This window comes from Petroclostridium sp. X23, assembly GCF_030013905.1.
Lineage (GTDB): Bacteria > Bacillota > Clostridia > SK-Y3 > SK-Y3 > X23.
The window spans coordinates 4,490,974-4,512,245 of the sequence record NZ_CP124862.1 but is presented as its reverse complement, the minus strand read 5'-3'; the positions used below and the strand labels follow the sequence as shown (position 1 = coordinate 4,512,245).

The window sequence follows — 21,272 nt, the reverse complement described above, 5'->3', positions numbered from 1 at the left end:
CTAGCCATTTATAGTGATTATAACATAAACTGTTTGATTTGGCCAGAGATTTATTCTGTTTCGAAATAGTCTATTATATGTTGAATCAACGCCAAATATCCTGACTGTGCTATGCTATCAAGAAGCTCAGGTTTAGCGGCAAATTGATGAGGATGATGCACTATCATATTAAAATATTCCTTTAAGCCAGGTGTATCTTTCAAAATAATAAATTTACGCTCTAAACTCTTGTCCTGAGCAAAAATATCTGTATCACTAGTATATTTTTCAATAATTTCAGTCAATGTTGGATCATTTCTTTTCGATGAGTATAACTTCCTCCACTTCTTTCTTATTTTCAAATAGTATATCAAACATTGCTCCAGTAGATTTCGCATTAACATAGCTGTAGCAATTGGATATTCTTGATACGAACTGCTTAATGACATCTTTTTAAGCTCGCTAACCAACCTTATAATTCCATCTGTATCCTGATCCGATTCCAATGCACATGTAATATTCCCTAACAAAGGTTTGGGTTTAGTTAAAGTACGTTTTTTCTTATTTGTTCCAGCAGCAACTACTGTTTCCACCTCGGCCTCTTCGTTCGTATCACTTTGATGTCCATTATCTTTTTTATGTGTATCTTTTGTATCTTGTATATTATTATCTTCTATCTCGCTTTCTATATCTACAGCATTTCGGACGTTATCTCTTACTATATTTTCTTCTGCTTCAGGCATATCTGAACCGTCTAATTCAGATGTGCTCTCTCCGGCTTCTCCTATTATTTGATTGAAATTGAATCCTTTAAAAAAATCATGTATTGATTCATTGTCATACACTAGTCCAACGGACTTACCTGATAATGCTTCTATCGTCTGAGCTATCCTTTTCTTAAATTCTTTTTTGGGAATTATTATTTTATATACACTGTTTTCATAATCTAACCCTAGATATTCTCTTCCCACAGTGCCTAAAATACGGCTCCAATTAGTCTTGCTAACACCATCTATTTGCTCAGCTGTTAAAATTCCATTAGAAATCAAATAGTCATGGAAATCAAGCAAAGGGGTTTTTTTCCCTCTATATTTATTCCAATTTTCAATATGCATAGATTTCCACGAGTCTAATCCCTTACCTCCCTGCAATCCATTATGACGCAATTCAATCCATAACTCCATATCTTCATTTTCACTCTCATCAAAAATCCGTGCAGGTATTCTGTTAAAAATACTCTTATTAGCCTTGGTTTTCAATTTATTAAATGCCTTCTGCAAGACAACGTACTCAGGTGGAATTATATTTAGGTTATTTAATAATTTTAGACATGCAATGCGGCGATTGCCTTCTTTCACCACCATAAATCCATCTTTATACTTTAAAACTCCGATCGGTTCGAAAATTCCTTTATCAACTATAGAATGTGCTAGCTCGACTAACTTATTTCCGTTTTTAGTTTGTTGCTCTTTTATAAGGCCCATTATTTCTTCTATTTCATCATCTACTGTTCCTGTTCTTGGATTATCTGTCCATACGTGAATTTCCGAAAGCTTCACATAAGCTAATTCTGACATTTTTATGCCTCCTCATAAGCATCTAAAGATAGATATCGGAATAAATAAGTACATAGTTCGTACTCCTGAGTAATGATCAGCTCTTTCTTATTAATCATAACAAAGTATTTCATAACGTGCAATAATTTTACACAAAAATGCATATAATATATAGTTTTGTTATTTTATGCTATGGAAAATTGTGATAAGATATTAGAAATTAGTTAGGTAATTGTTAAATGATTTTCTCCTATAATGTGGATAACTTTTGCTATATAAGGAGAGAAAAACGGGTCATTATTCGGAATTGTTTCTGAATTGGCATAAATCATTGGATTTTGAGCGTACTTTAATAAGCTCAAATAAGGGATTTGAAAATTGAATAACTTTTCAGGCAATTAGTGGCTTCAGGCTTCTGATGTATTGTGGACAACTCAGCCGGTCAGCAATGATTGCAGTAAACTGGCTAGCGATACCTGCCAGATAGACATCAGCTTTTGTGGTCAGATGATTCCGGGTTTTTCTTCCGGCGATGCACATGTTGATTTTAAAATGGTTAATGGCACGTTCCACAATGGTTCTGATTTTATAAAGGGAAATCCATTCATCAGAATCACGCTGAATACCAGGAAACATACGGAAGTCAAGGTTTTCATAGGTGTATGTGGTACGTCCCTTCTTCGCTGTACTGCATGGAGATTTGCAGTCACAAACCCAGGCTCCATTTACCATGTGGACTTTGGGGCAACACCATTTGATACGGTCAGAACGTCCTTTTTCCTTTGTGATTCCACAATAACGCATGGCAAGGGAAGAATCATTAGGACAGGTAGGATAACCGTATTCATTGTAACCGACTTTTTTCAAAGTACTTTCATTTCGTGGATTATAAGGAATGAGAACTTTGGAGAAATGGAAATCATCTTTTAAAAAGCCGTAAGTTTCAATGGTATCGAAGGCTGAATCTCCGAGAAAAGTGTCTGGATGGAAGTCTGGGTGCAGGGCGAAGAAGTCGGATAAAACCGGTTTTAAAGCGGAGGAATCGCCAACCGATTTATCTTCCTCAGGAGAATCGGATTTCTTACCCACAGATAATTCAGGATGAGCAGATTTGAAGTTATCATCTAGGAATGCGATATGACGAACAATGCCCAGACCGTTGGTAAGGATGACGAATTTATCAGCATAGCAGAAATGCCCGTTAATATACTGCTGTTTAGCATCAGGACATGAGGCGGCCTGTGAAGGCATAAGACCATAAGCCATTTTATAAGGGTCAACATCAGAATTGTTCTTATAATAAGCCTTCAGCTTACGGATTAATGCATTCAGGGTTTTAGGGTTGTTTTCGGTGACATAAAGTTCGATGCCGGAAGTATCAAAAGTAAGGATGTTTGCAAGGACGGGGTCTATGGCATGGCAGATGGGTTCTGTATAATCAACCATACGTTGAAACATCTGTTCCAGATACGGAAGAAAGTTCTGCTTGAATCTTGTGAAGAGCGGAGCATCCGGCACATTGGAAAAACCGCAAAAATCCCTGAGTTCCCGACAGAGTGAAAGAAAGAGGATGAGAAGAGAATCTGTCGGGATGGAAAAGATTTTTTGTAGAATGAGTGCAGAAAGGAAGCCGGAAAGAGGGAAAATACGTTTTCTGCCAAGGGATTTATAGAAGGCAGCATAGAATTCCGGTGAGATGAATTCGTCGAGGTCCATGTGCTTTTCGAGAAGCTGGAAAAAGAAAGAGGCATCATCGATGAACATGTCCTGACAGTTTGAAAAAGTTTCTTTAAGAGAAATCTGATGATATTTAACAGCCATAAATTTTCCTCCGTTTCGTGTGTAAGATTGTTTTGTTGTTATTACTATTTTATCACAAGCGGAGAGAAAATTTATATAAAAGAAGTAAGGAAACCTAGTAAAATCAATGGGTTTGGGCATTTAACAAATGCCTATTAGAAATTAGTAGAAGGGAGAATAAAAATGACTGATAACAATCCAAAAAAACGGGAAAATAAATCCGGCAGGTACTATATACTAACGGGTATAGTCCTTATATTATCAAGTCCAATTATCGGATTCTATTCAGTTTACTTATACTCTTACCCTGTTACCCCTATAATCAATATGATTAATATGATGAATTCCGATGGCGCTATGACAACGCTAATTCTATTATGTGGCATAGCCTGTTCATTGCTGGGACTTAGCCTTGTTATTATCGGATATATGAAGAATATCATTTCAAGAATGAAATAAGGAGATTATGTATGACAGAGCTGCTGTGATCGCCGGGTTTACTATAAGTGCTGAGCACGCTGGTATTACCTATACCCTTGCAGTCATACTCTTCTGTCTGGCTATACTACCTCTCTTTAACTTCATTGGGGAGGTTATCGCATACGGGTATATTACTATGAGTATGAAAAAGAATAAGAAACCTCTTACTCAAAATGCTATTTTACTCTATGCTCTTACTATGGTAATTAACGCCGGAATAGCAATTTAAGCAATAATCTACTGTGACATACTGTATGTACAAAAATATTTATTCTTACTAAATAGATCTGATAAAGGAATATGTTTTTTGATTTCATCAATCAATAAATTACATATACCTTTTAAAACTAACTCATCACTTGTTTCATGAATCGACTTTGATTTTCTAAACTTTCTAAATAGCATTTCAAAGAAATTAGCTGGGGAATAAATAATATTATCTTTTACCATTCGATCAAGCCAAAATACCATTAGTTCTGAAAAATCGAGCTGACCTTTTCTATAGTTAAGTAGAATCAATTCTACTTCTCCTGAAAATGACCATTTACTCATGCTTTCAAAATCATTAATAAAATCACTAAACATTTTATCGCTGAATAACCATTCAACACCGTCTATACAGCATACAGTTTTTTGGGGACCACAATGCCCATGCCAATATGCACCATACCCTGGAAAATAAAAATCAACATCATAACTACTCCTGTGATGATATTGATTGATTCTATTCAATATATACTCTTTCATAAAAGGACTATTAGCATCTCCAAAAAGTATTCCAATTGTAACTTCATCTGCATCACCATGTTTCTGTTTTAGATCATTAAGTATCCCCTCATACGATATTGCTTCTAACATAATTCCTCTCCTTCTAATTTTACAGAAGCACAGGCACAGTCCGTCCTTCTGCTTCTTTTCTATTTATAAAGTCTCAGCATAATTTAACTCAATATACTGCTTGTTGCTTTTAAATTCTAAATATGTACTCATTACAATCATACCAAAATAATCCATAATGTGCAATAATTTTACACATAAATACATATAATATATAGTTTTGTTATTTTATGCTATGGAAAAATGTGATATGATATATACTAAATTCTGTAATAACTTATAGAGGTGCAATATGAATAAGATGCTCTCAGAAAGCCAAGTTCTATCAAATTACATATTCACAGAAAAACAGAAAGAACAAATACAAGAAATCCTTAATGAAATAAGACAGCATCCTCGAAATTATTCTACCCAAGCCATTTGGGTTTTTGATTCAGAAATCGGAGGAATCGGCGCATATTGTATGCCGGCAAATCCTGTTTATAATCCCTTTCCCGGCGGTATTAATAGGTCATTATTTAGGCCCCTGCAATATGCTAGATCGGAAATAGACATCCAAAACATACACTTATCCGCCCGGTATGTAATCCAATATTCTGGTATGCACTTAGAATCACTTATGCGATTAATTCTTTCTAATACCAGCTTTCTAGGGCATATGCGCTTCTACAATTCCACTTTTGGCAAAGCCGTACATAAAATCAACCAGCGCAAATTGCTGCCAAAAGAAATTATTGATGCATTGTATAAATTCATACCTATTTACAATATATCAAAACATGAAATAAATCATAGTAACGAAAGAGAAAGACTGTTCGACCCCGCAGATGCATTAATATCTTACTTTGCAGCACGAATTATCGGATATAGAATAATATTATTACTTCCTCCTGACTCTGTGCCACTTGTACCGTCAAATAAGTTATTAAATTATACAGAGCAAACGAACAACAAAGGAGCCTTATAAAGGCCCCCGTATTCTCAGACATTTTCAATATTATTCGATAACTTCATACTTTATACATTTAAGTGTAAGAGGCATTACTCCACTATCAATCAAAGCCGCCAATTTATTTGCAGATTCTTCAGTAAAATCTCCAGTTAGTATACTTAGATCAGAAATAATTTCTTCCTCAACCCTTGGAGTGGCTATTATTCCATCATCCAAGGCAATAGCTATATGATTATCTTTACCTTCTAAAGCTGATATTCTTTTAGTTGCATCAGCGAATTTTTGTTTTCCAATTTCACTGAACTCAATAACAACATAATATTGCTTCGAGTCAGTTCCGTTAATACTTCCATATTGGCTCTTAGAACCCACTATATCATTTGAATCCAATATAATATTATTTTGATTATCTAGAAATTTCAACATTGCTTTTGCAGTTAAATAATTTATAAGGTTATCTTTACCCATTGTAGGAACCTGCGGAATTTCTATTCTGATCTGCTTATCTTCAACATTGAATACCTTTGCTTCATTAATTCCAATTGCAGTCAACCGCTGTCGGATAATATTAATGGTAGTTTCCAAATATGTATTATCCACTTTTTCTTCTTCTATGTTTAATACAATTACAGTACCTTGTTTTGCTGAAGATATATAGATACTATTTGTATTTCCATCCCACTCGACATTCTTTCCTAAAGCACTGCTAACCCCTCGGACTGGTAAGTACGTGGTACCGTTGTACGTAAACGGTTCTACCTCATTACCATTTGCATCTTTTAGTGCAATTATCTTTCCATCAATATAAATTTTAATATTATCATATATAACTTTTATATTTTTTTCTACTGATGATGCAAAAGATACTGTGCTGAAAAACAAACTCGTTATTACAACGCCCATAATAAATCCTTTTAATTTTTCTTTAATACTCATACTTACATCCTCCTCTTATTCTCTTTGATAATCTGTCAATAAACAAAGAATTCATTTATTACATTTTCTAAAAAAATAGCAACTTCGGTTATAAATTTGCGTTCTATTCGGCGTTGTTGCCATCGTAATATATAATGATCTTTTTGCAGTTATCACAGCAATATGCTTCAACACATGAGCCTTTTAGTAAAGATAATTTAGATAGAACAATCGCTCCTTCATGGAATCTAGCGGCCCCAAAAAGCTTTGCCTTTTTAGGTTTCCAATTTATTTCATGCGGACTTTCAATCACCCCGTACTTCATTTCTTTGTCACAGTAAGGACATTTCATAAAGTCACCCCCGAAATCAGTATTCATCTACATTTATGTTTATTCTAAATACATTTTTATAATTCTCCAACATAAAAGTCCTATGATGCAGCCCAACGTATTCAATATAATGTCATCTATATCAAACACTCCAACATTCAGAATGAACTGCATTACTTCGATAGTCGTAGTAATTATAGTAGCAATTACGCCTATATTAACGATATTATTGAGTCTTTTGACCCGTAACGATAAATAGAATCCTAATGGTATGAAAGTTATTATATTAGCTGCAAGATTGATAAATAAAATATGAAAACTATATTGATGGCTGTTCATAAAATAGTCCCTCATCGTTTTGAAGGGACAAAGGTTATATCTTCTCTCTCCACTATAACTCCGGTAGGGTCCTATAAACACTTCCCAGATCATTAAACATGCATACATGAAAAAAAGTATACTTGATATTCTAAGAAGCATTTGTTTATTTTCTCGCAGTAAACCCTTTATATGCTTCATTATCGAAAAGCCTCTTCCTCTAATTATCCCTACTGACGTATATCCTGTGTATTCATAAATGAAATAGTTGAATACTTAGTATTTTACCATAGTTCTCCAAAATGTGAAATATTTTTGCATACAATTGCATATAATATATAGTTTTGTTATTTTATGTATTATAAAATATGGTGTTGTATGGAAATGTACTGATAAAGATCGAAATTAAAATTTAAAGAAATCTTGAGTTTTATCTGTTCAAGCTGGAGACCATAAAGATTGTAAAGATAGAATTATCAAGGTGGTGATATTAATAATGCCTGTAAATGCAGAACTCAACGTGGATCAGGTTAATGACGGTAACCGTACATCTATTACCAAAAGTCTTACTGGCCTTGACGGCGTTGAAAATGTTAATGTAGACCTGGAATCTAAAAAAGTTACCGTAAGGTATGATGAAGCAAAGGTGAGACTAGTCGATATTAAACAGACAATTATGGAAAAAGGCTATAGTGTGATTGAAATATAAAACAAAAAAGTCTCCCTATGATAATTTTTTTATCTATCCATAGGAAGACTTTTACTTATTGCATTTCTAACTGCAGGATATCCCTTCCGTCAAAGCAAGCTTGTTTTTTTAATCATCCTCGTAGAGCTACTTTATTAGCTAGTGCGTATAAATAGTCATAATAAAAAAACTTCGAGGTGAGAATTTTGTCAAAAGAAAATATAGAAAAATTTATTGAAGAATTGAAAAATGATCCCGTATTTTTAGATAAGCTTAAAGAAGTAAAAACGAAATCTGAACTTTTTGCTATTTTAAAAGAAGCTGGATACGAGTTCAATCAAGAAGAATTGAAAGAATTTACATCCTCTGATCAGAAGGCTACCGAATTATCTGACGAAGAGCTTAACAATGTAACCGGCGGAGGCTGGCTAGGTGATCTAATGAATGATTTATATAGATCATTAATGTGTCGCAAATTATATTGTTCCAGTATATGTTGGAGTTGTTCAAAATTCGATTATCAGGTTGGTGATGGTAATAGCCGTGAGTGGAAATATTACAAATGCAACAACGGATATTTCTTTTTTAAGGAAAAAACTGAAATAGTACGTCTTGATAATTAAAGTCAATGAGTCAATGGGCCGTGTAATAATAGTAAATTACCTTTTTCATATACACGGCATAGTATTTTCATGTATCTTAACCACATGTTCAATTGTCAAAGTTTTTATTTCGCCATTCCTTTCAATTCTCTTTTACTTTCATTAATTTTCTAAAGCATACACAAAAATATAATTGTTATCTCCACTTCCCTTCTTTACCTTCTTTTCACTTTACCTCTTTTCCAAAATGTGTTATAATACAGAACACATATTCGTATTTTGTGGAGGACATTTTTATGATAGAGACAGAAAAACTAGAAACAATTCTTACAAAGTGCCGTATTATAATAGAATTTGCCCCTCTTCCGGAATCAGTACTAGGCTATTACAACTATGACGGGGACTATTACATTATTCTAATAAATGAATGCATTAGAAATAATGAAAGATTATACCGTACCGTGCTAGCCGAAGAAATAGGCCATTACCGGACTACCATTGGGGACATTACACCCAGGAAGTACATGTGCTACCAGGACCGTATTGAAATTGACAAAAAGGAGCTGCTGGCCTTAAAATGGGCCACTGATTTTCTGATCCCCACCAGTAAGGTGCTGGATGTTCTAAGGGACAAGCTTGCCACTTCCTTCTCACAACTAGCAGATTATTTCTTGGTTACACAGGACTTTCTACTACAGAAGTTCAAATTTATGGCAAGAAAGAATCCTATATGGGATATCGACGATATAAGATATTTATATCTTTATAACTTGCCCTCTATACATATTTTTGAGAAAATATAGATAGAATGTATTAAATAACAGATAAGGTGATTGTATGAACAGAGTATGTATATATCTGCGCAAATCTAGGGCGGATGAAGAAGCAGAAAAGCACGGCGAAGGAGAAACCCTTGCAAAGCATAGAAAAGCACTGCTAAAGGTCGCCAAAGAAATGAACTTAAATATAGTACAAATATATGAAGAGATCGTATCTGGTGAATCCTTGATACATCGGCCTAAAATGCTTGAGCTTTTGCAAGATATCGAAAATAAATTATATGATGCAGTATTATGTATGGACTTAGACCGTCTTGGCCGTGGTAACATGCAAGAGCAGGGGCTTATTTTAGAAACATTAAAGAAAAATAATACTAAGGTAATTACTCCACGGAAGGTATACGATCTACATGATGAATTTGATGAAGAATATAGCGAATTTGAAGCATTTATGGCTAGGAAGGAATTGAAGATCATTACCAGGCGTTTGCAATCAGGTAGAATCCGATCACTGCAAGAAGGTAATTATATTGCCAGCGTACCTCCTTATGGATATGATATATACTCAGATCAAAAAAGCAGAACTTTAAAAGAAAATAAAGAGCAAGCTGAAATAGTGAGATTTATTTTTAATGAGTATGTAAAAGGGAACGGTTGTACAATCATTGAAGAAAAGTTAAATGAGATGGGGTATAAATCGGCCATGGGCCTAGACTGGAACCACCAAGTAATTATTAATATGATTAAGAATCCTGTATATATTGGTAAACTTTCCTGGAAGAAACGTGAATACTTTAAAGAAAAAAAATATAAAACATCTGCTCAAAGGCCAAAAAACGAATGGATTATCGTCGATGGCAAGCATCCGGCGATTATTGATGAAGAATTATTTTATAAGGCTCAGGATATATTAAATTCACGAAATAATGTACCTTGTGTAAAAAGTAAATCTATTACAAATCCATTGGCCGGTATTGTGATATGTAAAAACTGTGGCAATAAAATGGTATTAAGACCATATAAACATGTAGATGATCAACTAATGTGTAGAAATAAATGTGGAAATAAATCAAGTAAGCTAAAATTAGTAGAAAAAAAAGTTTTACAAGGCTTACGAGATTGGATTACAAAATATAAATCTGAATTAGACAGCGCAGATATTGAACCTGATAATAGTCAGATTATTTTATATGAAAAGTCTTTGAGTAATATGCGTAATGAACTTACAGAGTTGCATAAACAAAAAGGTAGTTTATTTGATTTTCTAGAGCGTGGTATATATGACGTAGAAACTTTCACGCAAAGATCACAGATAGTTGCTGATAGAATATCTCAAACAGAAAAAAACATTGCTGATATGCAAGAATTAATTAAAACCCATATTAAACAAGAGAAAGCAAAGGTAAATGTAATTCCAACAGTTGAAAAAATCTTAGAAATTTATGATTCTATCGAGGATGCCGAAAATAAAAATAAAATGCTAAAGAAAATACTAGACAGCGTTATATATTATAAGAAAAAAGAATGGCGAAATGATAATTTTATTATTACCATTCACCCGAAATTGCCAAAATAATCTTTTCTAAATATCCAATTGCATAGACAACGTGTAATTGGATATTTGTATCCAACCTTATCAATCCAATACTGCCATGCGTACACCTTTTCTTTGGAAGACCGAATCCAGGTATCTTTAGAAATACCAACCCACCGCATTTCTTTAAAATATCTGTTATACCATTCATTATTGCAAGTAATTGCCCCACCTTCACCACAGGTTAGGTTTTTAACCGCATGAAAGCTAAAGCAAGTTAAATTAGAACTGTTTCCTATTCTTTTTCCTTTATATTTTGCTCCGCAAGCATGGGCTGCATCTTCTATTACATAAAGCCCATACCGGGATGCAAGTTCATTGATTCTATCCATATCGCATGGATGCCCGGCCATGTGTACTACTATAATTGCCTTTGTTTTATCGGTTATTTTCTTCTCTATATCATCCACATCTATATTCATGGTGTCTTTCTCAATATCTGCAAATACCGGTAAAGCGCCTTCATATACTATGGCATGCACTGTAGATACAAAAGTCATTGGCGTCACAATCACTTCATCACCTTCACCAATTCCAAGCACCTTTACAGCCAGATGCAGTGCTGCAGTTCCCGAATTTAATGCCACAGCATAATCTGCTCCGATATATTGTGCAAAGTTCTTTTCAAATTCTTCTGTTTTAGGTCCCAAACCCAGCCATCCTGATTTCATCACCTCAACGACAGCATTTATTTCTTCTTCACCTATAGAAGGTTTCAAAACGGGTATTGACATCATTGCTCCCTCCAAATTAGCATTACTTTTTAGACTATCTTTGCTGAACAGATTTCCACCAGTCCTTGTTTCGCATATACCATTCAATTGTATTAGCGATTCCTATTTGAAAGTCAGTCTTTGGTGTCCATCCCAGCTCTCTTTGTATCTTTCCGGAGTTCATAGCATATCTTCTGTCATGTCCCGGCCGGTCTTTTGTAAATTTAATCAAGTCTTCTGTTTTCCCGAGATGTTTCAATATGTGCTTTACTATATCAATATTAGAAATCTCATAATTTGCGCCTATATTATAAACTTCTCCCGCAATTCCTTTCTCTAGTACCCTTTGAATAGCGCTGCAATGGTCTTGAACATATATCCAGTCCCTTACATTCAATCCATCACCATAAATGCCTATAGGCTGCTCCCTTATTGCATTAACGATTGTTTTAGGGATCAGCTTCTCAGGATGCTGGAACTCACCATAGTTATTTGAACATCGTGTAATCATTACGGGCAGTCCATAGGTATGGTAATAGGATTTGACCAACATATCGGCACTTGCTTTAGTTGCGGAATAAGGGTTACGCGGGGATAAAGGGGTATCTTCAGCAAAAGCATCTGTACCATCTAAAGATAGTGATCCATATACCTCATCAGTAGAAATCTGAATGTATTTTTTTACGCCATACTTTAAACTGTTATTTAGAAGAACTTGTGTCCCTAAAATATTACTTTTGATAAAAACTTGAGAATCTTCAATGCTTCTGTCCACATGTGATTCTGCCGCAAAATTAATAACGTAATCTATTCCCTGTTTAAAGATGGCCTGCATTGCATCATCATGACATATATCTTGTCGGATGAAAGCATAGTTATTAAGCCCGTTAATATCCGAGAGATTTCTCATATTTCCGGCATAAGTGAGCTTATCGATATTTATTATAAAGATATCATCCTGTAATTGTAGCAGATGTCGTATGAAATTGCTTCCTATAAAGCCGCAGCCGCCTGTCACTAAAATTTTCTTCATCATCCATCTTTCCTTTCCCACGAGTATGGAATATCATCTCCATGAGGTGGAATCCGATATTCATCAGGTTGAGAATAATCATACAGTTCTGTAGGAATATTTAGTACCATTGCTTCTTGCTCACTTATACATTTAAACCCGTGAAACACTCCATTAGGTATTTGAAGCAATATATGATTTGACTCTCCCATAAAAAATTCATTAATCTTTCCAAAAGTAGAGGAGCCCTCCCGTGCATCATAGAGTACTACCTTCATCATCCCTTTTAACACGACAAAATGGTCGGTCTGCTTTTTATGATAGTGCCAAGCTTTTACCACTCCCGGATATGCAGCGGTAATATAAACCTGACCAAATTTAATAAATAGCTCATCATCATTACGAAGTATTTCCATTAGCCTTCCCCGCTCATCGGGTATACATTTGAGCTTTTTAATTTTTACTCCTTCAATTAATTCCATAAAATCGCCTCACTTGATCTTGATTTTACACTTATCTCCGATAACAAAAGAAGCGGTTGCCGGCAGCTCATCATTGCTTATGATTTCTACATTGCTGCCAATCAAACTGTCGCTAATCCTGCTTTTAATATTGATAATCGCACAGTTCTCCATGATGATGCTGTTCTCCACTTCCGCACTTTCTATAGTGCATTCTCTGTCAATAGCCGTGTAGGGACCGACATATGCATCTCTGATTGTGTTTTTTTCTCCTATAGCTGCCGGCCCTCTAATCATACTGTTAACTACTTTTGTATCTTTACCTATGATGACTTTTCCTTGTAAAACCGAATGTTGATCTACTATTCCGTCATTACGGCTGCTAATATCATCAAGCATCCTTTGATTGGCTTCCAGTATATCCCGGGGATTGCCCGTGTCTTTCCACCATTTCTCTAATTCACTGTAACCTACCTTATATCCCCTCTTCACCATTTCCTGAATAGCATCGGTTATTTCCAGTTCATTGCGCCAGGAAGGTTTTATACTTTCTATTGCAGAAAAAATATTTTTATCAAAAATGTACAGCCCGACAATGGCCATATCACTTACATATTTCTTTGGCTTTTCAACTAATTCCACAATATCTCCGTTTTCCAATACGGCGACACCATACTTTTGGGGATCATTCACTTTACTTAATACAACCAGTGCATTCATTTTTTTATTGTAGAATTGATCAATAAATCGCTCTAACCCATCCCATATAAGATTGTCTCCCAAAAACATTAGAAAATCTTCTTCTTTAAGGAATGGTTGTGCAACCTTTACCGCATGTGCCAGCCCGAGAGGCTCTTGTTGAACTATATAGCTGATATTCACGCCCCATTGTCGGCCATTTCCAACATGCTGTATAACCTCACTTTTTACATCTCCCACTATGATCCCGATTTCTGATATGCCCGTTTTAGCCATTGCCTCTATCGCATAATAGATCACCGGCTTATTGGCCACAGGAATTAATTGTTTCGCTTTCGTAAATGTAATGGGCTGAAGCCTTGAACCTGTACCGCCACATAGAATCAGCGCTTTCATAAAACTCACCTTCTTCTACATTTTCTTTCATATTTATCATATGACAAAAAAAAAATTATGTTACCTTTACTTAAAATAAAAGATACCAGCCACGATCTCTGGTATCTCTCTTTCTAATATTCCATATATACTTTTTGCCCATTACTCATACTCTCTTTATATAATGCTTTTATTTTTATACCGTATTCTTCAGATACCTGTTTTACCTTGGATAACTTATGTTGTTTAAACCGGAGTGCATAGCTGCAGCCGCCCTTAGTAATAGATCTGGGTGTATGCACGACTCCTACGTACTCTCCATCTCTGGGCATATTTCTTTTGACCCTGTTAGCCAATGTCACTGATGAGTATATTGCCAGATAATAATCCATATAATTCACTCCTCTATAAATTGTTTATTATTTGAATGCAGAATATTCTATCTCATTTATTGATAATTCATATTATGTAATATCTATATAAAAGTGAACTGCAATTATCAAAGATTACAGCAAAAATAAACCTCTACCGGCTAACTGTAGAGGCAAATAATTATTGGGCAAAGCTTACTTTAGTTCTTTGCATCCTTTTGAGTATAGCAGATACCCTCCCATCTGTTCCATTATTCCACTTTGTTCTTGCTCATCCAGACTCTGTAGATATAATTGTACAGCCTGTGCCACATTATTACCCCCATTAAGATATACTAAAAAATCAAGTGATACCATATGGGCAATGGAATACTCCTTTTGGAGTGTAAAATCAGACTGCTCAAAAATATGTTTCATGGTTTTAACAGGATATTCGACCCCATACCGCCAGATGTTTGCAGATTCTGCAACCCATTTCCCTAACCGGTAAAAAAAGCTTTGTGCATTCGGATTAAATGTATGAAATTCTTTAGCAACCCGTGAGAATTCTTTTGTGATAGCAATTTGATCTTCCAACCGAAAGTGTTCCATGACCCCGCCATTCCAGACAATGTCAAAAGTACTCTCTTTAAAAGGCAATGGCTTTGTCAGGTCTGCTTTAATAAAATTCGCTGCAGCACCGTGTTGATTAAAATATTTCTGTGAAACCTCCAAAGCTTTATCTGAATAATCCAACAACGTAACCTCAGCACCTTCAAGAGCAAGTCTTAAAGAAATACGTCCTGAGCCTGACCCCGCATCTAAAATCCTTTTCCCGCTAAAATTCCCTATCTCTCTTTTTAGTACTCTATAAATCTCCGCCGAAAGATTATCCCACTCTACCAATTCCTGCTGCCAGATCTTATCCCATATTTCACTCATTAGACCCACCTTTCTTTCGGGCAATGCAAAATAACTCATGTCCCTGAAAATCCGACTGTAACCGAACCATTAAACTCATTGATTCCTCGAAACTTGTAGATTTAAGTGAACCCACTCGTTGATTGCTAACTGCTATATCCGTATTTAAGCGATTCAACTCTTCTCTTGAAAAAAGCGAAATAACTTTAAAAGAGGACTTATCCATTAACATTGACAGGTTATCAGCAGAGTAATGAAACAAATGGTCCGGCTCCGTAAATATGGGCGAAAAATGTTTGTAAAGACTATTGGTTAATGAATTTCTATTGGGTACACTAAACATAATGAGTCCATCAGAATTGAGCCGTGACCATAACTCCTTCAGAAAACTTACCGGGTTGGCTATATGTTCCAATACATGCCAAAACACGATTACATCAAATAATTCCGATTGCTCAAAAAGATTTGCATTCCAAAGATTATTGATCAAATGTAGTTCATATTTATCTTTCGCGTATTGACAAGCCTTCAGGGATGGTTCTAAGCCAATTGCGTCCCAACCGGCCTCTTGTGCCAAGAAAAGGAATTCTCCGGTACCGGCTCCGATTTCAAGAAGTTTTCCTTTCCTTTGGCAGAAGATTTCCAACAACATAGTATTAAAAGTGGCATGCTCAATAAAAGTATTTCTTAAATATTTATGGCGCATATTCACCCAGTTCAAATCATAAACTTCAGATATTAATTGATTAACATCGGCTTTATTACTGCAATTCTGAAAAACTAATCCACAATTATTACAGACTATCAATGAAAATTTTTCGTAATCATAAAAACCGGCTGTAAATTCTGAATTACATAGCGGACATGTATCTGTTCTTTTCATTTGGATGGTAGACGAACCTATCTTTTTATTCATTTCAGTATTATTTTCTTCCATTTCAACCACCTCAATTAAACGAAACCTCATTTAAAGTTTTCTATACTTTTTCATAATTTTTCACAATATCTCGAAAGAACGTCTCAAACGTTGAATCACTCTTGAAAATTTCGGATAGCTGTTTAAATCCATATCCACCATATTGGTAAAACAATCCATTTAAATTCAAATTAAAATCCTGCCCTCGATCAACAAGAGTTTTGCGTTGTACCATTGCCGCATGATATACCCATGATTTCAAGTACGCTTTTGGTTTCCAGTTCACACGCAATCCCATATAGTATATGTAACCCAAAATCAAACTCATATCCTCAAAGCATTGCTTCCCTCTAAAAAAACGGCAGTCGTATCCTCCAACCGCCTTTAATACATTTGATCTATGTATAACAGGGTGGACAAATCCTTCCCGAACCTCTTCTTTCTCCAGTTGTTTTAATAGAGAAAACAACTTTGCTTGTTCCTGTGGCACTGCTACTTTCTTTGTATCCCCATCTATTGGATATAATCCTCCGTCTTCTATTACAATACCCGGTGAGATCATAGGTTCATTATTACTTTTTAAATAATCGATTAAGGAATGGTGCCAATTCACAGGAAAAATCATATCAAGATGAATCTCCGCGATAAAAGGCACGTCACAATAATTATTCCAAATATATTCAAAGCAAATTTGCCTCGCTTGTGCTATTCCAATGTTTTCTCCTGAACCAAGGATAACCGATTTGAAGCGGTATGCAGACAAAAAATCCTTAAGATTTTCATTGGTTAGACATCCTTGGTTATACATTACAATAACCGTATCTTCCGACTGTTGAAGACTTGTAAAACAATCTTCTGCCATCTTTAAATCATAATCATAATATTCCGGTTCTTCCCGTATAAAAAAAGGAAGCGTATAAATCATTTCCATAAAAAGTATCCCTCACTTTATTGTATTACTCCCATTTTATAAGATTTGGATTCGGATCTAAAATCGTTCGATATTGGTTCATGTTTCCATACTTTCCTTCAGGATCAAGCTCCATATATCGTTTATATTTTTCTCTTCTTAACGCTTCCGTTGCCCACCCGTAATGTTTCAGCCTGATATTGCATTGACACCCTTCCAGCATATTGATATTATTGGGAAACCTGCCGCAGTGCTGGGGTGTTTCGTGCCATGTATAATTGAAGTTGGGCTGGTATCTCACTAAGAATGTCCTGTAGTATTTATGCGCTTGCCAGTAACTGTCTTCCCTATAGTGCAAATCATCCCAGAAATCATAAAGCCGGAAGGAGTAATAGTCAAAAGTAGGCTGATCAATTAATTGATGTATGAAATCAATGATGCTGTCTTCAAAAATTTCATCGGCATCCAGACATAAAATCCAATCAGGATTTGTACTAACCGTCATATCCCACAACTGTTTGCGCAGAGAAATTTCATTGCTGAAATTCGACCGTTTATTTGAAACAACATGCGAAGGTATGTCCTTGAGGATCTGTCTGCACACTTCTACCGTATTATCCTCACTTGCGTCATCTAGAATTACTATATTGTCAACATATTTCACTGCATGAGATAGTACTTTGTGGAGATATTTACCGGCCTCATTACGGACCAACATGGCGAGTGTCACTTTGTTGTTCAAACTTTTATTCGTTCGCTCCCGGTTTTCCAACAAGTCGGCAAGAGAAAGACCCAATAATCCAGCCCCTGTAGCATTTTTCAAAGATATAAAATCTATTTGCCATATAGACCTGTTTGATTCCTTTAAAATTAAATCACAAGAAAAACTTTTTTCTTTTTCACCTTGTTCTTCTATATATTTTATACTAAAATCCGCTGTTGCTTTTACCGTTCCTTCTGCTGCTTTCTCGACATCGACATCGATACTCAACGGAAAAGCTGCACACCTAATTCTATTCTTAATTAAGCAGCTGACATCTGCATCCTGTTTCTGCATCAATTTTCCAATATATTTTTGCGTGAAAAATCTATGACCTTCAAATCCGGTTACAATGCGACAATCACATGAAAAATATTTCTGAATAAAATCTTTAATTGTATTGGATATATCAGTCTGACTAACGGCCCTTATGGCTGATACCTGTCCAGGTTCAGAAGGTGAGCCGCTTTGCGGCGTATTTTCTTCTTGCTGTCCTTTTTTGTACCTCTCTATTCCATCAAGGTCACTCAGCCGGTAAATATGATATGCAGGATAGTTGGTATCTACAAATAATTCAAATCCCAGCGCTGCCGCTCTAATGCAAAAATGGCGGTCTTCTCCCCAGAAAGATACATTATGTATTTCTTGAAAACTCACCCCCTTTTGTATAGCTTTTTTGCTTATCAAAGTACAGGCACCTAAACCACCGACTTCATATATCCCCGGCTTTTTCAACTTTTGGAGAAATCCATTAACCCGTATACTGCTTTCTTCCTGTGTCAATTTCTCTCCTCTGCCTTGCGGTATTAATGAATATTGATCGTACAGCCATACCTGCGGTAATTCAGCTGAATCCGGCTGCCATTTTGTCCAAAAGATTTCAGATATAATATCTTTTTTAGCAGAAATCAGGCTTTTCAATGTTTTCGGATGTAAAACAAGATCAGAATCTACTAAAAATATATAATCGTAAAACTTTTTTTTACCATAATCAATAATTCTGTTCTTATAAACCGCTACCTTCCATATTAAATTCTCATTCCATTGATGGGTTTTTTCGGTACAAATATATTTATTACAGGTATCACCTTGTTCAATGATTACTTTTCTCTTGTCTTTTGAAGAAAGGATTCTTAAAGAAAGTGTTGTTGATGAAAAGTCTTTTAATACTTTCTTAGATAAGTCGTTATCATTATCATCTATAAAAAAATAATCTACATGAATATTATCTTTTTCCAGTTCATCTAAAGATTTTAGAAATTCCTTTAAAATGTCCGGTACTTGCCGTACAGGACTTCCGATCAATACTTTATATTTCATCCTCATCTTCACTACTCCCATTTTTTGTTCATTGTTAGGTGTTCTGCATTTGAGAATTCCTAACTTATATCTTTCTAGCCTATATGAACTAGAATTTTAATTCCGAACTATTTTAGTAATTTATCGGATTTCTTTATACAATATTTCCACGCCTGCCGGGTCAATTGCACTCAATTCTTTTATAGATCTTAAAATCTCGTTTACCGCCATTTGCTTAAATCCGTAATTGTAATATAATTTTCCCAGTTCCAGAAGTACCTTGTTAGAATTTATAACATTCAGCACATTCAATAATTTTTCAAATGTGTCAAACTCCTGAATTTTTAACAGTTCAGCTACTATCTCCAGTGTTGTTTTGAGAATCTTATCATGATCGTCTTCTTCTAACAGAATCACTTCTTCTTTACCTAAGAAAACATTGTATAGTTGAAGGTATATTCTATATAAAAAATCTTCACTGCTTTGTTTGATACGATTAATTACAGCTTGAATATGATTTAGATCATTGGTAAGGCTGGATATAAATATATATTTCAGGCTTTCTTGATATTCACTGCTTTTCTCAGGTAATTCAGTAAATATTTTAACCGCTTCTACACCCTTTTTTTGATAAAACAGATTGGTACCAAGCAAAAAATTTACTTGACTATTGTTTTTATCCAGGTCTCTTGCTTTCTCCAAATATCCCATTGCTATGTCATAGAGGCCTTCACTTATTAATACACCCGCAATTAATAATAGGTTAGGTACATATTCCAAATTGAAATATTGAGATAACCTATAAGATACATATCTTTTGTTTTCATATAATATATTCAGTATCTTACCAATTCTATAAACCGAACTTTGTAAGGATGGATTTATCCTTAATACATTTTCAAAGCATTCAAAAGCTTTTTGGTAATCCTCTATTTGTAAGTATACTTCACCTAATGCCTGATAAGGCCGGTAGGTCCCACACCCATCAAGAAACTCCAATTGTATAGGCGTAGGGCCAAGTTCTATACATTTTTTAAAACTTTCTATAGCAGAGATATACTGTTTATTTTTAAAATAAATATGTCCTCTTATTAACTCCAGATCTGTGAATTGAGGATACGCCTTTAGTCCTTCTTCTATAGCCTTTAAAGCATTGCTATACTCCCGCAGTTCATCAAAACACATGATACGTCTAATCACTAACTTGGATGAATACCCTGCATTAAAATTCAAGTTCCCATACACTCTGTCAAATAGTTCCAAAGCTTTTCTCTGATCTCCTAAAGCGAAGTATTCATTTCCCAGGTTAAATAGATGAAAACGGTTATAAGGGTCTTTTTTCAGTTCTTCTTCAATAATAGAAATATTCCTTTCCCGCTTGTTTTTCTCTACCGCTACATTGCTTAGATATCCGTAATGAAAAATCTCTATGTCTTCACTGGAAAAATCATTATAGTCCAATTTTCCATTTACCCGGGTCAACTGTTCGTGAATAGCACCTGCAAACCGGTATTTTTTATTATTTTTCAGCAGCCGCAAATTAAGATTTGAAACGATATCCTTTCCGGGCTTTTCTCCTGTAAAACTTAAAGTTTTAAAAAAATGCCCATCTTTTACCGAGGTATTAACAAGCCGGATAAACTTGTCATAGTGTTCTTTATTAAACTCGTCATCACCATCCATCAATAGTATCCAGTCTTTGCTGGCATGCTGCAGGGAAAAGTTTCTTGCATTGCTAAAACTATTATCCCATTTGTAATGCTTTATGATTGCATCCATTTTACCGGCAATTTCAACGGTTCGGTCTGTAGAACCTGTATCTACAATAATCATTTCGTCCACAAGTCCTTTTACACTTTTCAGACACTTTTCCAAATATCTTTCTTCATTTTTTACAATCATACATAAGCTGACAGTCTTTTTTCTTTCCATAATTCTCCCCTTCAATATCCCTCCGGATTGAATTTTCCTTTCTCTATGTTAATATATGAATATAGAGAGCATAACGTTCAATGAAAATAAATT

General features: G+C 35.0%; 23 protein-coding genes. 7 read left to right on the top strand and 16 right to left on the bottom strand.

Annotation, left to right across the window (positions count from 1 at the left end; genetic code table 11):
- Positions 1–50: 50 nt before the first annotated feature.
- Both QKW49_RS21085 and QKW49_RS21080 read right to left on the bottom strand, forming a co-directional pair.
- Positions 51–1,556: a ParB N-terminal domain-containing protein gene (locus tag QKW49_RS21085; RefSeq protein WP_282864612.1), complete on the bottom strand. Its 1,506-nt coding sequence runs from the start codon at positions 1,554–1,556 to the stop codon at positions 51–53.
- A 369-nt stretch (positions 1,557–1,925) separates the two neighbouring features.
- Positions 1,926–3,356, bottom strand: coding sequence for a transposase (locus QKW49_RS21080; RefSeq protein ID WP_282864611.1), 1,431 nt, complete (start codon positions 3,354–3,356; stop codon positions 1,926–1,928).
- 162 nt (positions 3,357–3,518) lie between these two features.
- On the opposite strand from QKW49_RS21080, the gene QKW49_RS21075 reads away from it, so the two are divergent.
- Both QKW49_RS21075 and QKW49_RS21070 read left to right on the top strand, forming a co-directional pair.
- Positions 3,519–3,794, top strand: coding sequence for a hypothetical protein (locus tag QKW49_RS21075; protein WP_282864610.1), 276 nt, complete (start codon positions 3,519–3,521; stop codon positions 3,792–3,794).
- Between the two features lie 7 nt (positions 3,795–3,801).
- Positions 3,802–4,044, top strand: coding sequence for a hypothetical protein (locus tag QKW49_RS21070; RefSeq protein ID WP_282864609.1), 243 nt, complete (start codon positions 3,802–3,804; stop codon positions 4,042–4,044).
- 8 nt (positions 4,045–4,052) lie between these two features.
- Here the strand turns inward: QKW49_RS21070 and QKW49_RS21065 are convergent, their stop codons facing one another.
- Positions 4,053–4,673: a hypothetical protein gene (locus QKW49_RS21065; protein ID WP_282864608.1), complete on the bottom strand. Its 621-nt coding sequence runs from the start codon at positions 4,671–4,673 to the stop codon at positions 4,053–4,055.
- A 271-nt stretch (positions 4,674–4,944) separates the two neighbouring features.
- Here QKW49_RS21065 and QKW49_RS21060 point away from each other — a divergent pair, with 271 nt between their 5' ends.
- The gene (locus QKW49_RS21060) at positions 4,945–5,619 is read left to right on the top strand and encodes a hypothetical protein (protein WP_282864607.1); all 675 of its coding nucleotides are present in this window, start codon (positions 4,945–4,947) and stop codon (positions 5,617–5,619) included.
- Between the two features lie 30 nt (positions 5,620–5,649).
- On the opposite strand, the gene QKW49_RS21055 is transcribed toward QKW49_RS21060, so the two are convergent.
- The 3 genes from QKW49_RS21055 to QKW49_RS21045 all read right to left on the bottom strand — a co-directional run bounded on the left by QKW49_RS21055 (position 5,650) and on the right by QKW49_RS21045 (position 7,297).
- Positions 5,650–6,540, bottom strand: a complete 891-nt coding sequence (locus QKW49_RS21055) for a stalk domain-containing protein (RefSeq protein ID WP_282864606.1) — start codon at positions 6,538–6,540, stop codon at positions 5,650–5,652.
- Between the two features lie 103 nt (positions 6,541–6,643).
- Complete coding sequence (locus QKW49_RS21050) at positions 6,644–6,871, bottom strand: PF20097 family protein (RefSeq protein WP_282864605.1); 228 nt, start codon at positions 6,869–6,871, stop codon at positions 6,644–6,646.
- 39 nt (positions 6,872–6,910) lie between these two features.
- Entirely contained in the window at positions 6,911–7,297 is a 387-nt protein-coding gene (locus QKW49_RS21045) for a VanZ family protein (protein WP_282868206.1), read from the bottom strand.
- A 391-nt stretch (positions 7,298–7,688) separates the two neighbouring features.
- On the opposite strand from QKW49_RS21045, the gene QKW49_RS21040 reads away from it, so the two are divergent.
- From QKW49_RS21040 to QKW49_RS21025, 4 genes are all read left to right on the top strand, one after another.
- On the top strand, positions 7,689–7,877 hold the full coding sequence (locus QKW49_RS21040; protein ID WP_282864604.1) for a heavy-metal-associated domain-containing protein: 189 nt from the start codon (positions 7,689–7,691) through the stop codon (positions 7,875–7,877).
- Between the two features lie 185 nt (positions 7,878–8,062).
- On the top strand, positions 8,063–8,479 hold the full coding sequence (locus tag QKW49_RS21035) for a Nif11-like leader peptide family natural product precursor (RefSeq protein ID WP_282864603.1): 417 nt from the start codon (positions 8,063–8,065) through the stop codon (positions 8,477–8,479).
- A gap of 275 nt (positions 8,480–8,754) precedes the next feature.
- Complete coding sequence (locus QKW49_RS21030; RefSeq protein WP_282864602.1) at positions 8,755–9,261, top strand: ImmA/IrrE family metallo-endopeptidase; 507 nt, start codon at positions 8,755–8,757, stop codon at positions 9,259–9,261.
- A 34-nt stretch (positions 9,262–9,295) separates the two neighbouring features.
- Positions 9,296–10,813: a recombinase family protein gene (locus QKW49_RS21025; RefSeq protein ID WP_282864601.1), complete on the top strand. Its 1,518-nt coding sequence runs from the start codon at positions 9,296–9,298 to the stop codon at positions 10,811–10,813.
- On the opposite strand, the gene QKW49_RS21020 is transcribed toward QKW49_RS21025, so the two are convergent.
- From QKW49_RS21020 to QKW49_RS20975, 10 genes are all read right to left on the bottom strand, one after another.
- The gene (locus QKW49_RS21020) at positions 10,792–11,568 is read right to left on the bottom strand and encodes a DegT/DnrJ/EryC1/StrS family aminotransferase (RefSeq protein ID WP_282864599.1); all 777 of its coding nucleotides are present in this window, start codon (positions 11,566–11,568) and stop codon (positions 10,792–10,794) included. The genes QKW49_RS21025 and QKW49_RS21020 overlap by 22 nt on opposite strands.
- Positions 11,569–11,599: 31 nt before the next feature.
- Positions 11,600–12,577, bottom strand: coding sequence for a dTDP-glucose 4,6-dehydratase (gene rfbB, locus QKW49_RS21015; RefSeq protein WP_282868205.1), 978 nt, complete (start codon positions 12,575–12,577; stop codon positions 11,600–11,602).
- Positions 12,577–13,038 (bottom strand): dTDP-4-dehydrorhamnose 3,5-epimerase family protein, encoded by a 462-nt coding sequence (locus QKW49_RS21010; protein WP_282864598.1) that lies wholly within the window; start codon positions 13,036–13,038, stop codon positions 12,577–12,579. Before QKW49_RS21010 ends, rfbB begins: the two co-directional genes overlap by 1 nt.
- Positions 13,039–13,047: 9 nt before the next feature.
- The gene (locus QKW49_RS21005) at positions 13,048–14,112 is read right to left on the bottom strand and encodes a glucose-1-phosphate thymidylyltransferase (RefSeq protein WP_282864597.1); all 1,065 of its coding nucleotides are present in this window, start codon (positions 14,110–14,112) and stop codon (positions 13,048–13,050) included.
- Between the two features lie 113 nt (positions 14,113–14,225).
- Positions 14,226–14,483 (bottom strand): putative Se/S carrier-like protein, encoded by a 258-nt coding sequence (locus QKW49_RS21000; RefSeq protein ID WP_282864596.1) that lies wholly within the window; start codon positions 14,481–14,483, stop codon positions 14,226–14,228.
- Positions 14,484–14,657: 174 nt separating this feature from the next.
- Complete coding sequence (locus QKW49_RS20995; protein WP_282864595.1) at positions 14,658–15,383, bottom strand: class I SAM-dependent methyltransferase; 726 nt, start codon at positions 15,381–15,383, stop codon at positions 14,658–14,660.
- Positions 15,376–16,299 carry a class I SAM-dependent methyltransferase gene (locus tag QKW49_RS20990; RefSeq protein ID WP_282864594.1) on the bottom strand — a complete coding sequence of 308 codons (924 nt, stop codon included), beginning with the start codon at positions 16,297–16,299 and terminating at the stop codon, positions 15,376–15,378. The genes QKW49_RS20995 and QKW49_RS20990 overlap by 8 nt, the downstream gene beginning before the upstream one ends.
- Positions 16,300–16,339: 40 nt before the next feature.
- A complete protein-coding gene (locus QKW49_RS20985; protein WP_282864593.1) occupies positions 16,340–17,209 on the bottom strand; it encodes a hypothetical protein in 870 nt (289 codons plus the stop codon).
- A 25-nt stretch (positions 17,210–17,234) separates the two neighbouring features.
- On the bottom strand, positions 17,235–19,274 hold the full coding sequence (locus QKW49_RS20980; RefSeq protein ID WP_282864592.1) for a glycosyltransferase: 2,040 nt from the start codon (positions 19,272–19,274) through the stop codon (positions 17,235–17,237).
- A 114-nt stretch (positions 19,275–19,388) separates the two neighbouring features.
- Positions 19,389–21,179: a TPR domain-containing glycosyltransferase gene (locus QKW49_RS20975; protein ID WP_282864591.1), complete on the bottom strand. Its 1,791-nt coding sequence runs from the start codon at positions 21,177–21,179 to the stop codon at positions 19,389–19,391.
- Positions 21,180–21,272: the final 93 nt, after the last annotated feature.